The 12,193-nt window shown below is 55.4% G+C and carries 12 protein-coding genes; 7 read left to right on the top strand and 5 right to left on the bottom strand.

Features of this window, described 5'->3' with window-relative positions; all coding sequences use genetic code 11:
- From AC06ND_RS03005 to AC06ND_RS03025, 5 genes are all read right to left on the bottom strand, one after another.
- Positions 1-777, bottom strand: a 777-nt coding sequence (locus AC06ND_RS03005; RefSeq protein WP_475677515.1) for a VWA domain-containing protein, incomplete at its 3' end; no start/stop codon positions are given.
- Positions 778-789: 12 nt separating this feature from the next.
- Complete coding sequence (locus tag AC06ND_RS03010) at positions 790-1,773, bottom strand: vWA domain-containing protein (RefSeq protein WP_475677516.1); 984 nt, start codon at positions 1,771-1,773, stop codon at positions 790-792.
- Between the two features lie 12 nt (positions 1,774-1,785).
- Positions 1,786-2,793 (bottom strand): hypothetical protein, encoded by a 1,008-nt coding sequence (locus AC06ND_RS03015; RefSeq protein WP_475677517.1) that lies wholly within the window; start codon positions 2,791-2,793, stop codon positions 1,786-1,788.
- Positions 2,794-3,684, bottom strand: a complete 891-nt coding sequence (locus AC06ND_RS03020) for a DUF58 domain-containing protein (RefSeq protein ID WP_475677518.1) — start codon at positions 3,682-3,684, stop codon at positions 2,794-2,796.
- Between the two features lie 3 nt (positions 3,685-3,687).
- Entirely contained in the window at positions 3,688-4,680 is a 993-nt protein-coding gene (locus tag AC06ND_RS03025; protein WP_475677519.1) for an AAA family ATPase, read from the bottom strand.
- A 57-nt stretch (positions 4,681-4,737) separates the two neighbouring features.
- Between AC06ND_RS03025 and truA the strand changes: the two genes are divergently transcribed.
- From truA to AC06ND_RS03060, 7 genes are all read left to right on the top strand, one after another.
- Positions 4,738-5,538, top strand: coding sequence for a tRNA pseudouridine(38-40) synthase TruA (gene truA, locus AC06ND_RS03030; RefSeq protein WP_475677520.1), 801 nt, complete (start codon positions 4,738-4,740; stop codon positions 5,536-5,538).
- A 65-nt stretch (positions 5,539-5,603) separates the two neighbouring features.
- Complete coding sequence (locus AC06ND_RS03035; RefSeq protein ID WP_475677521.1) at positions 5,604-6,302, top strand: MotA/TolQ/ExbB proton channel family protein; 699 nt, start codon at positions 5,604-5,606, stop codon at positions 6,300-6,302.
- 1 nt (position 6,303) lies between these two features.
- Positions 6,304-6,711 (top strand): ExbD/TolR family protein, encoded by a 408-nt coding sequence (locus tag AC06ND_RS03040; RefSeq protein WP_475677522.1) that lies wholly within the window; start codon positions 6,304-6,306, stop codon positions 6,709-6,711.
- A gap of 3 nt (positions 6,712-6,714) precedes the next feature.
- A complete protein-coding gene (locus AC06ND_RS03045; protein WP_475677523.1) occupies positions 6,715-7,494 on the top strand; it encodes an energy transducer TonB family protein in 780 nt (259 codons plus the stop codon).
- A gap of 57 nt (positions 7,495-7,551) precedes the next feature.
- Positions 7,552-8,883 carry a pseudouridine synthase gene (locus tag AC06ND_RS03050; RefSeq protein WP_475677524.1) on the top strand — a complete coding sequence of 444 codons (1,332 nt, stop codon included), beginning with the start codon at positions 7,552-7,554 and terminating at the stop codon, positions 8,881-8,883.
- Positions 8,883-9,776: a GTPase Era gene (era, locus tag AC06ND_RS03055; protein ID WP_475677525.1), complete on the top strand. Its 894-nt coding sequence runs from the start codon at positions 8,883-8,885 to the stop codon at positions 9,774-9,776. Before AC06ND_RS03050 ends, era begins: the two co-directional genes overlap by 1 nt.
- 299 nt (positions 9,777-10,075) lie before the next feature.
- Positions 10,076-12,193: DNA gyrase/topoisomerase IV subunit A (locus AC06ND_RS03060; protein ID WP_475677526.1), on the top strand; the 2,118-nt coding region annotated here is incomplete at its 3' end.

Consider the following 12,193-nt stretch of genomic DNA (forward strand, 5'->3'; position numbering starts at 1 on the left):
CTGCTGGAGGATATCCTCCTCGAGCCTCGAGACGACGATGTCACCGTTCCTGTCGCGGAGAAGCTCACCGTTCATCGGGATAGGCTTTCCTTCAGGAGAACCGATACCGATGGTGAACACCCTGATTCCAAGTTCCGCAGCCTGGGCCGCTGCCGCAACCGGATCGTCCTCGTGGTTCTCACCGTCTGTGATGACGATGATCGCACGGCTCTTCTCGCTCTGGGCGCTGAAGCTGCGAATCGCGGTATTGATGGCCGCTCCCAGCGCTGTTCCCTGGACAGGCACGGACTCGGTGGATGTGGTTCCCATGAACATCTTCGCCGACACGTAGTCAGTTGTGATCGGAAGCTGTACGAAAGGCTCTCCAGCAAAGACGATGAGACCGATACGGTCACCGTTGAGCCTGTCCACAAGACGCGAGAGCGCCAGCTTCGCCCTGTCGAGTCGGTTAGGTGAATAGTCCTCGGCCAGCATGGAGTTGGACACGTCAAGACATATCATGATCTCGACTCCCTTTGTCTTGTGTTCCTTGAGCTTGGCTCCGATCTGCGGACGTGAGAGACCGATCACGAAGAAGAAGAATGCGAGCGAGAAAATGCTCAACCTTACCCATCCCTTCGCCGAAGAGACGGACGGCATGAGCCTGCTGACCTGCTCAGGATCGCCGAACTTCGCGAGACGCCTGCTGCGAAGCCTGCGCATCAGCGCATACACGATGAAGAATACCGGGATGAGCAGTATCAGGAGAAGAAAATCAGCTTGTGCAAAATTCAACATATCTCTTCCCTCCTATGGCAATCTTCTGAGGAAAAGGTCGATTCCGAGCGCCAGCAGCAGGCAGATGAGCGCCGCTACCGCATACCTGGTGAAAAGTTCCTTGTAGATAGGGAAACTGTCCACGGTGGTCTTCGCCTTCTCCATCTTGTTAATCTCGCCGTAGATCTCCGCGAGCTTCGTGTTGTCCGTAGCCCTGAAGTACTTTCCGCCGGTCGCATCCGCGATGCCCTGGAGAAGTTCCTCGTCGATCTCGACTTCTATGTTCTGTACTTCCGGTCCCCAAGGGGTCATGACCGGATATGGCGCGGTGCCTCTTGCACCCACACCTATGGTATACACCCTGATTCCGTAGGTCTGAGCGATCTCGGCTGCGGTCTGCGGGGTGATCTCGCCCATGTTGTTCACACCGTCGGTGAGCAGGATCACGACTCGGCTCTTGGCGTCCGAATCCTTCATCCTGGCCACGGCTGTCGCGAGTCCGTTTCCGATTGCGGTACCATCCTCGATAAGGTCGGTCTGCACTTCCTTCATCATGTTGATGAGGGTCGCACGGTCGGTGGTGAGAGGACACTGGGTGTAGCTCTCGCCAGCGAACACGACTATTCCCATCCTGTCGTAAGGACGCTGCGAGATGAACTCAATGGCGATGTCCTTTGCCGCACTTAGGCGGTCAGGCTTGAAGTCGCGTGCGAGCATACTCGACGACACGTCCATCGCGAGTACGATGTCGATTCCCTCCGTGTCTATCCTCTCGAGCTCCTCGGAAGAGCGCGGACGGGCGATGGCAACTATGATAAGGGCAATCGCAGCCGTCTTCAGGACGAATGGCAGATGCCTGGTCGCCGCCATCAGGGAAGTATCGGTCTTCTTCCACGGCACTATGGTGGAAACCCTCATGTGAGGCTTCCTGCCGCATAGCTCGAGATAGAGATAATGCGCCACCAGAAGCAGCGGAATCACCTCCAACCAGAGCAGACCGGGATATTCGAAAAACATTTGTCTTCCTCCTTAGTTTACATGTTCATTCTTCCCCGCGGCAGCCTCGTCCTCGACTTCCACCTGGTAGGTAGAGGTCACGAAACGCACTGCGAGCGGGATGACTCCGGAATTCTCCTCGCGGTCAGCCGCATGCTTGGCGAACTTCACGAAGTCGGCTCTTTCGAAGAGATCCTTGAGCGGAGCCTTCAGCTCGTCAGGGACATCGGTACCCTTGAGGGCATCGAAAAGCTCCTGAGTAGTCATCTCCATCGCCGAGATGCCGTAACGGGCGTCGATATATCCGCGAAGTGCATCGGTGACGCCAGAATAGAAGGCCTTCTGCTGCGAAGGCTCCCAGAACTTGTCACCACGCCACTTGTCGATTTCTCGGAGCGCCACGATATGGGCAGGCTCCTTGCGTGCTGCTTCCTCTCCGGCCCTCTTCCTGCGCTGGCGTATGATCAGCCATGCCGCAAGGGCAATGAGCCCGCCGATGAGGACCGCCGCGAGAATATATGGGAGTACCTCCCTGAAGGTGACAGGATAGCGTACCTGATCCTTGATCTCATGCACCACGAAGGTCGCGGTATCCACCGGAATGGTGGTCACCACGAGCTGGTTCGCCGAGTAGGTCAGCGTATCCACGACACCGTCCGGAGCCCATCTCACCATGAAGATGCCCGGAAGGTCGTGCAATCCCTCCTCGAAGGAGGTGATGACCATGTAGGCCTCCAGGTCCATGGTTTCCGGCATGCCCTTTCCCTGCTTGTGCACGCTGACCGTGTCCATCTGCCATGGCCTGACGACCTCGACGTTCCTGCTGAGGGTGTCCTTCCAATCCGGGAGGAGCAGCCTCGTGCCCTTAGGAACGTTGTTCAGTCGCACGCCATATCTGAGCTGGTCTGCGATCAGCACCGAATCCCTCTGCTGCATAGGCCTGAGGAAAGCACCGTCGGCTACGCTCTTCTCGCGGTCGCGCGCGAAAAGCATGGTCGGCAGGCACAGGAGCACCGCAAATATCTTGATAAAGCTTTTCATCTATCGTTTCTGAAAAAATGTCATCAGACCCTTGACATAGTCCTGGTCCGTAGCGATCTTGACGCTGTCTATGCTGTACTTCATCAGCATCTTCGAAGTCGCCTTGTCGACGTCATCGAACCACTGGGCATAGCTTCGTCTCATCTTCGCCGACGAAGTGTTGACCCATGCCGTACGTCCGGTCTCGGAATCCTTCACGTTCACCAGACCGACGTCAGGGATCTCCCTCTCCCTCGGGTCATAGACCTCGATCATGGAGATGTCGTGCCTGTTCACGGCCACCTTCAGCGCATCCTCATACTTCGGATTGCACTCCGAATCGACGTCGATCAGGTCGGAGAGCACGAAGGCCGTGCACTTCTTCTTGATTGCGTTCGTAAGGTACCTCAGAGCCTCACCGACATCTGTCCCGTCGGACTCGGGAGTGTACTCCACGACCTCACGGATGATGTGCAGGAGATGGCTGCGGCCCTTCTTCGGCGGTATGAACTTCTCGACCTTGTCGCTGAACAGCAAGGCACCGACCTTATCGTTGTTGATGATGGCGGAGAAAGAGAGCACCGCGGCGATCTCGGCGATGAGGTCGCGCTTGTTCTGGGAGGTGGTTCCGAAGAGACCCGAGCGGCTGACGTCTATCAGCAGCATCACGGTCATCTCCCTCTCCTCCTCGAAGACCTTGACGTAAGGAGCACTCAGACGCGCGGTGACGTTCCAGTCCATATTGCGCACGTCGTCCCCCCACTGGTACTCTCTCACCTCGCTGAAGGTCATACCCTTGCCCTTGAAGGCGGAGTGGTACTCTCCGGCGAAGACCTGGTGCGAGAGCGCCCTGGTCCTGATCTCTATCTTCCTGACCTTCTTCAGCAGGTCGTTTGTTGTCTGTCCGCTCATCTATTAAGGAACCTCGACCGCATTGATTATTTCGGCAATGATCTGCTCCGTGGTCACGTTCTCAGCCTCAGCCTCGTATGTGAGACCGATCCTGTGGCGAAGCACCTCGTTACATACCGCACGAACATCCTCCGGAATCACATAGCCACGTCTCTTGATGAAGGCATAAGCCTTTGCTGCCATCGAGAGCGAGATGCTGGCACGTGGAGACGCACCGTATGAGATGAGATTCTTGAGCTTGCCGAGACCATACTCCTCAGGAGTTCTGGTCGCGAATACGATATCCACGATGTAACGCTCGATCTTCTCGTCCATATAGACCTCACGCACGAGCTTGCGGGCACGTACGATGTCCTCCGGCTTGAGGATGGCGTTCGCCTTAGGGAACTCTCCGGTATTGTTCATCCTGACGATGAGCTTCTCCTCCTCCTTCTTAGGGTAAGTCACCACGACCTTGAGCATGAAACGGTCCATCTGGGCCTCTGGAAGAGGATATGTACCCTCCTGCTCGATAGGGTTCTGGGTTGCCATCACGAGGAATGGCTCAGGAAGCTTGAAGGTCTCGTCGCCGATGGTGACCTGGCGCTCCTGCATGGCCTCGAGAAGGGCCGACTGCACCTTCGCAGGGGAACGGTTGATCTCATCCGCGAGCACGAAGTTCGCGAAGACCGGTCCCTTCTTGATCTGGAAGGTCTCCGACTTCTGGGAGTAGATCATGGTACCGATGAGGTCCGCCGGAAGGAGGTCAGGGGTGAACTGTATACGGCTGAACTTCGCATCCACTGCAGATGCAAGAGTATTGATAGCCAATGTCTTCGCAAGACCGGGAACACCTTCGAGAAGGATGTGGCCGTTGGCGAGCAGACCGATCATGAGGTTCTCGATGAGAGATTTCTGGCCGACGATGACCTTGTTCATCTCCATCGTAAGCAGGTCCACGAAAGAGCTTTCCTGCTGGATCCTGTCATTCAATTCTTTGATGTTGACGCTGTCCATTTATCTTTATTTTTGGTATTTTTGCAAATCTAAAAAAGTCAGCAAATTTAATAATTTATGCGATATATCATCAGGCTCTCATACGACGGTTCAGCATACTGCGGCTGGCAGATCCAGCCGAGCGCCGTCACCGTCCAGGGCGAGGTCGAGAGATGCCTCTCAACTCTCCTTGGGACAAGCATTTCCGTCACAGGTGCGGGAAGGACGGATACGGGCGTGAACGCGGTCAACTACGTACTTCACTTCGACGTTGAGGGAAATCTTCCTATGGAGCCGGAGCAACTTGCCTACAAACTAAATGCCATTCTGCCCCTGAAAACAGTGGTACATGAGCTCGTCCCTGCGCCCGTGATACCTCGCCCCGAGGACGGATCGTTCAGCCAGGACTGGCACGCCCGCTACAGCGCAGTCAGCAGGGAGTACCACTACTTCATCCATCAGGGCAAGGATCCCTTCGTCAGCGGATGGTCCTGGTGGTGCAGGTATCCCCTCGACATGGACAGGATGAACGAGGCATGCAGATACCTCCTCGGAGAGCATGATTTCAGCTGCTTCGAGAAGACCGGCGGCAACAACAAGACCTCGATTTGCACGATATTTGATGCACGCTGGGAGCATTACGTCCCCACCCATGTCGGAGTGCTCGGATATCCTGACCAGGGCTATCTCGTATTCACCGTCAGGGCGAACCGCTTCCTTCGGAACATGGTCCGCGCAATCGTAGGATCCATGGTCGAGGTAGGCCGCGGCAGGAAAGATCCGGAGTGGTTCGCGGAGCTCGTGGACAAGGGCACGAGATGCGATGCGGGCGAATCCGTACCGGGTCACGCATTATTTCTCAACAAAGTTGAGTATTGACAAGGTTTATTGACAATTTTTCGCTAATTTCGCGGGATTTAAAAACGAAATAAAACAAACGAGATATGTTTACACTTCTTCAGGCAGACACACTCGCCACTGCAGCCGCTGCAGAGGCTGTTCCACAGCAGGAGCTCACCCTTTCACTCATTGACATGTGCACCAAGGGTGGTTGGCTCATGATCGTACTCCTCCTCCTTTCAGTTATCGCAATCTACCTCTTCGCAAAGAAGTTCTGGATGATCCGCAGGGCCGCCAACGTCGACAAGCGCTTCCTCCAGGAGGTCCGCGACCTCATCCACGAGGGCAAGATCAAGGCTGCGACCAAGCGTTGCGAGGAATATGATTCTCCTGTCGCTCGCCTCGTCGAGAAGGGCATCGAGAGAATCGGCCGTCCACTCTCTGACATCCAGACCGCAGTAGAGAACACTGCCAACGTCGAGGTACAGCGCCTCGAGAAGGGTCTTCCTTACCTCGCGATGATTTCCGGAGGTGCTCCTATGATCGGATTCCTCGGTACCGTGACCGGTATGATCAAGGCCTTCTTCAACATGGCCCAGGCAGGCAACAACATCGACATCGCACTCCTCTCGAGCGGTATCTACCAGGCAATGGTGACCACCGTCGGCGGTCTTGCAGTCGGTATCATCGCATACTTCGCATACAACTACCTCACCGCGAAGGTGTCAGACGTAGTATTCCAGATGGAGAACAGCACCATCGAGTTCATGGATATGCTCAACGAGCCAGCAGAGAACAAGTAAGATGATCAAGAGAAGCACAAAAGTAGATGCCGGATTCTCGATGTCGTCCATGACTGACATCGTCTTCCTGCTCCTCATCTTCTTCCTGGTGACTTCGACGCTCGTCAACCCCAACGCGTTGAAGCTCCTCCTCCCGAAGAGCACGGGACAGGTTGCGGCCAAGGCTACGGTGTCCGTGTCGGTCAAGGACTGGCACAACGGCACATACTCATACCATGTGAACGGAAACCAGACTCCGATCATGTTCAACCAGGTCGAGGACGAGCTCATCGAACTCCTCCAGACCGAGGATGACCCTACCTTCTCGATCTATGCGGACGAGACCGTCCCTGTGAAGGAAGTCGTCGCCCTCATGAACATCGCAAAGAGAAACCACTACAAGGTCATAATGGCCACATCACCGGAATAATAGATGGATTACAGGGAACAGAGAAAGAAGCAGGAGAAGAACTCCAGACTGACGGGCATCGTGGTCACGGTGGCCGCTCACGTCGTGGTTCTCAGCGTAGGCGCATTCTCCGGCCTCAAGTACATCTACCCACCACCTGAGGAAAAGAGCATCCTCATCGAGTTCGAGCAGGAATCCGTCCAGGATCCGCTCAGGGCGCAGAGCAGCACCCAGCCGAGGGCTCTCGACGCCGACCCGACCCAGCCTATCAACCTCGTCAAGCGTTCCGAGGCCCAGCTCGAAGGGACCAGGGCCAATGAGGCTCCGGAGGCGACGGTAGGTCCTGACGGTGACGTGGAAGTTCCGGAGCCACCACGTGAGAAGGAGATCAACAGGAGAGCTCTCTTCCACGCGGCGGACAACAAGACAGACAAGGATACGCTGGCTCCTCAGACCAGCACCCAGACCAGCGACAAGCTCAGCGCAGGACATGCTTCGGGCAACGCCAAGACCGGAAAGACTGTCGGCGAGCCTAACGCAAGGCTCAAGGGAAGGACAGTCCTCGGAGGACTCAAAAGCCCAGGCTACGCAGTCGAGCGCGAGGGTATCGTCGTGGTTCAGATTTGGGTAAACAACTACGGAGAGGTCACCAGGGCCATCGCCGGAGCTGAGGGAACGACAGTAACTGACAAGACCCTTTGGGCCGCAGCGAGAAGTGCCGCCATGAGCACACATTTCAACATGGCAGCGGACGCTCCGGTACTCCAGGAGGGCACGATCACATATAATTTCAAACTCAAGTAGAATAAGAGTACTCTATTCAATTCACTTTTTAAAAGATTGCCGTGAGGCAAAAAGACAATGGAAAACAACAACGAAAAGGTGCGCAGGCCAAGGATTAGCCGCAGCACCAGCGGTTCTGAGAACAGGACCTACGGCGAGCGCCGTAACTACAACAACGAAGGTCGCAGCTTCGGCGGTGAGCGCAGAAGCTACAGCAGCAACGGCGAGAGCCGCAGCTATGGTGACCGCAAACCATCTTATGGCGAGCACCGCTCATTCAACGGCGGCGAGCGCAGAAGCTACAACAGCAACGGTGAGGGACGCAGCTATGGTGACCGCAAGCCTTCTTACGGCGAGCACCGCTCATTCAACGGCGGCGAGCGCAGGAGCTACAACAGCAACGGCGAAGGACGCAGCTACGGCGACCGCAAGCCTTCTTACGGCGAGCACCGCTCATTCAACGGCGGCGAGCGCAGGAGCTACAACAGCAACGGCGAGGGACGCAGCTATGGCGACCGCAAGCCTTCATTCGGCAGGGGCGGCAACAACCGTGGCGGCAAGCCATTCGGAAGGAAGCCTTTCAACAGGACCATCGACGCGGCTACCGCTGGCATCAACAAGATGATCAGCGATCGTCCACAGCTTGATGCAGACCTCTATTCAGACAACGACATCGTAAACATTCCTATCAAGAACGAAGTACGCCTCAACAAGTACATCGCGAACTCAGGTATCTGCTCACGCAGGGAGGCTGACAACTACATCCTCGCAGGTGTGGTCACCGTCAACGGAGAAGTGGTTACCGAGCTCGGAAGCAAGGTGAACGTCATCACCGACGACATCCGCTTCAACGGCGAGAGGCTCAAGGGCGAGGAGAAGGTATACATCGTGATGAACAAGCCTAAGGGCTATGTCACCACTGCAAGCGACCCTCACGCAGAGAAGACCGTGATGGAGCTCCTCAAGGGCTGCAACACCAGGGTATTCGCAGTAGGTCGCCTCGACAAGAACACCACCGGCGTGCTCATGTTCACCAACGACGGCGAGATCGCAGAGAAGCTTACCCATCCTTCTTACGACAAGAAGAAGATCTACCAGGTGAGCCTCGACCACGACCTCAAGCAGGAAGATTTCGACAAGATCATGGCTGGCGTGACCCTTACCGACGGTGAGGTTGCGGCAGACGATCTCCAGTATATCGACGAGAACGACAAGCGCAAGCTCGGTATCGAGATCCACTCAGGAAAGAACCGCATCGTTCGTCGTATCTTCGAGAGCCTCGGCTACGAGGTCAAGGGACTCGACCGCGTCTATTTCGCAGGTCTTACCAAGAAGGGCATCAAGCGTGGTGGCTGGCGCTACCTCACAGAGGGAGAGACCAACATCCTCAGAATGGGAGCTTACAGGTAATGGCTGAAGAAAAGAAACATCGCGCAGGTTTCGTAAACATCGTAGGTAACCCCAACGTCGGCAAGTCAACATTGATGAACGCCCTCGTCGGGGAACGCCTTTCGATAGTGACCTCCAAGGCTCAGACAACCAGGCACAGGATCATGGGCATCGTCAACGGTGACGACTACCAGATCGTGTACTCGGACAAACCTGGCATCCTCCAGCCCAACTACAGGCTCCAGCAGAGCATGATGAACTTCGTCGTCGAAGCTCTCGGCGACGCCGACATCATTCTCTATGTGACCGACACGGTGGAGAAGGGCGACAAGAATGCCGAATATATCGAGAAGCTCAGCCGCATCGACTGTCCTGTCGTGCTCGTGATCAACAAGATCGACATCAGCACCCAGGAGAAGGTGATGGAGCTCATGCAGTGGTGGAAGGAGCAGCTTCCCAAAGCCATCATATATCCCGCATCGGCGCAGGAGAAGTTCAACCTTGACAACATCCTCGACGCAATCGTGAGCAGGCTTCCGGTCGCACCGCCATGGTACGACAAGGAGACTTTCACCGACAGGAACATGAGGTTCTTCGCGTCGGAGATCATCCGCGAGAAGATCTTCCTCAACTACAGCCAGGAGATTCCTTACAGCTGTCAGGTCGAGATCGAGGAATTCAAGGAGGGCAAGGAGCGCTATGACATCCGTGCCATAATCTATGTGATGCGCGACTCCCAGAAGGGAATCATCATCGGCAAGGGCGGTGCTTCGCTCAAGAAGGTGGGTACCGAGGCACGCATCGACATGGAAGACTTCTTCCAGACCAAGGTGTTCCTCAGCCTCTATGTCAAGGTCGACACCGACTGGAGGGAGAACAAGAAGGAGCTCAAGCGCTTCGGCTACGAATATTAAGGCGCATCAGCGCCGCATCGAAGTGTGCGAGACTATCGTCGAGCCACGGAGATGCCCGCTGGAACGAAGTGAAAGCGGCATGCCCCTCGGGGCGGCTGCGAAGCAGCGGGGGTAATAAAGATACCGAAGGTATCCATTTTTACGGGTACCAAAGGTGGAACTAAGAACAAATACCCTGTAAAGGCCGAAGGCCGACAGTAAGTCCCTTCCCCGAGGGAAGGGATTTAGGGATGGGGTAACGTGGGTATCCATTTTTACGGGTACCAAAGGTGGAACTAAGAACTAATGTTGAAGTAAAAATGGATATTGAAGATCAGGACCTCCCAGTAGAGGAAATAGACGAGACCTCGGGAGAAGAAGCCGTCTCCAATGCCAAGGAAGGCAGGTTTGACAAGCTTCTTGACGTAAACAGCAGAAAGTACAAGCTTTCCGGAATGTTCAAGGAGTGGTTCCTGGACTATTCGTCTTATGTGATCCTGCAGAGGGCCGTGCCACACATCGTGGACGGTCTCAAGCCGGTGCAGAGACGCGTTCTCCAGGCCATGTTCGTCAACGACGACGGCACGCTCACCAAGGCGGCCAAGGTCGTTGGCCAGGTCATGGCGTACCATCCACATGGTGACCAGTCAATCTTCGGAGCACTCGTCCAGCTCGGTCAGAAGAACCTGCTCATAGACACCCAGGGTAACTGGGGTAACATCATCACGGGCGACTCCAACGCAGCCGGCCGATACATCGAGTGCCGACTCTCGAAGTTCGCCAAGGAGGTGGTGTTCAACCCTAAGACCACCAACTTCATGAAGACCTATGACGGAAAGCTCGACGAGCCGGTCGAGCTTCCTGTCAAGTACCCTCTCCTGCTCGCACAGGGAGCCGAGGGTATCGCAGTCGGACTTGCATCGAAGATACTCCCGCACAACTTCAACGAACTCATCGACGCATCCATCGCCATCCTCGAGGACAAGCCGTTCGAGCTCTACCCGGACTTCCCGACCGGAGGTTTCGTGGACTGCAGCAAGTACAACAACGGCCGCAGAGGTGGCGTCGTGAAGGTGCGTGCCAAGATCGAGAAGATCGACAAGAACACCATCGAGATCACCGAGGTGCCTTTTGGCAAGACCACCGGAAACCTCTGCGACTCCATCCTCAAGGCCAAGGACAAGGGAAAGATCAAGATCAGGAAGATAGACGACCTCACCACCAAGGTAGCGAAGATCGTCATCCACCTCCCTAACGACGTCTCCCCGGACAAGACCATAGACGCGCTCTACGCATTCACCGACTGCGAGGTCTCCATCTCGCCTAACGCCTGCGTGATCGTAGACCACAAGCCTGAATTCCTCGGCGTGGACGACGTCCTCAGGTATGACACCGAACACACCAAGTACCTCCTCGGATGGGAACTCCAGATCCGTCTGGACGAGCTCACCCGCGACTGGCACTACAACTCGCTTGAGAAGATCTTCTTCGAGAACAGGGTCTACAAGCTCCTCGAGAACGACTCAGCCCGCACATGGGAAGAGCAGCTCAACGACGTGTTCGCAAGGATGAAGGAATTCCAGAGCCTCCTCCGCAAGGAGATTGTGATGGACGACATCCTCAAGCTCGTGGAGAAGCCTGTAAGGAAGATTTCCAAGTTCGATGCAAAGGCAATGGAGGACAAGCTCAAGGGCATCGAGAAGGAGATGGCACAGGTACAGTACGACCTCGACCACCTCGTGAGGTACACGATCAACTGGTTCAAGAGCCTCAAGAAGAAATATGGCGAGGCGTTCCCACGTCGCACCGAGGTCACAAGCTTCGAGTCCATCGCAGCGACAAAAGTCGTAAGCAACAACGCGAAGCTCTACGCAAACCTCGCTGCCGGCTTCGTCGGAACCAACCTCAAGAGAGAGGACAATGGTGAGTATATCTGCGACTGTTCTGACCTCTCCGAGATCATCGTCATCGGCAAGGACGGAAAGTACAAGATCACCAAGGTCACCGAGAAGAACTACTACGGAAACGACCTTCTCTACGTCGGCGTGTTCGACAGGAACGACACCAGGACCATATACAACTGTATATATAAGGACGGCGAGACCGGCATCAGCTATGCCAAGAGATTCGCTGTCACATCTGTTACCAGAGACAAGGAGTACGATATCACCACAGGAACGCCTGGCAGCAAGATACTCTGGTTCACTGCGAACCATAACGGAGAGGCAGAGAGCGTGAGGATTCGTCTTCGTCCTCGTCCGAAGCTCAAGAAGCTTACTGACGACTACGATTTCTCCACCCTCGCGATCAAGGGAAAGACCAGCCGTGGTAACCTAGTGGCAAAGACACCTATCCAGAGCATCCTCCTCAAGAGCAAAGGAGTCTCTACCATCGGAGGAAAGGACATCTGGTTCGACGAGGACATCCAGAGGCTCAAC

This window comes from Candidatus Cryptobacteroides sp., from assembly GCF_056207615.1.

Coding starts and splice junctions, on each gene's coding strand:
- AC06ND_RS03050 (WP_475677524.1), top strand. CDS start 7,552: ATGGAAAACAACAACGAAAAGGTGCGCAGGCCAAGGATTAGCCGCAGC.
- AC06ND_RS03025 (WP_475677519.1), bottom strand. CDS start 4,680: ATGGACAGCGTCAACATCAAAGAATTGAATGACAGGATCCAGCAGGAA.
- truA (WP_475677520.1), top strand. CDS start 4,738: ATGCGATATATCATCAGGCTCTCATACGACGGTTCAGCATACTGCGGC.
- AC06ND_RS03015 (WP_475677517.1), bottom strand. CDS start 2,793: ATGAAAAGCTTTATCAAGATATTTGCGGTGCTCCTGTGCCTGCCGACC.
- AC06ND_RS03045 (WP_475677523.1), top strand. CDS start 6,715: ATGGATTACAGGGAACAGAGAAAGAAGCAGGAGAAGAACTCCAGACTG.
- AC06ND_RS03040 (WP_475677522.1), top strand. CDS start 6,304: ATGATCAAGAGAAGCACAAAAGTAGATGCCGGATTCTCGATGTCGTCC.
- AC06ND_RS03020 (WP_475677518.1), bottom strand. CDS start 3,684: ATGAGCGGACAGACAACAAACGACCTGCTGAAGAAGGTCAGGAAGATA.
- AC06ND_RS03035 (WP_475677521.1), top strand. CDS start 5,604: ATGTTTACACTTCTTCAGGCAGACACACTCGCCACTGCAGCCGCTGCA.
- AC06ND_RS03010 (WP_475677516.1), bottom strand. CDS start 1,773: ATGTTTTTCGAATATCCCGGTCTGCTCTGGTTGGAGGTGATTCCGCTG.
- era (WP_475677525.1), top strand. CDS start 8,883: ATGGCTGAAGAAAAGAAACATCGCGCAGGTTTCGTAAACATCGTAGGT.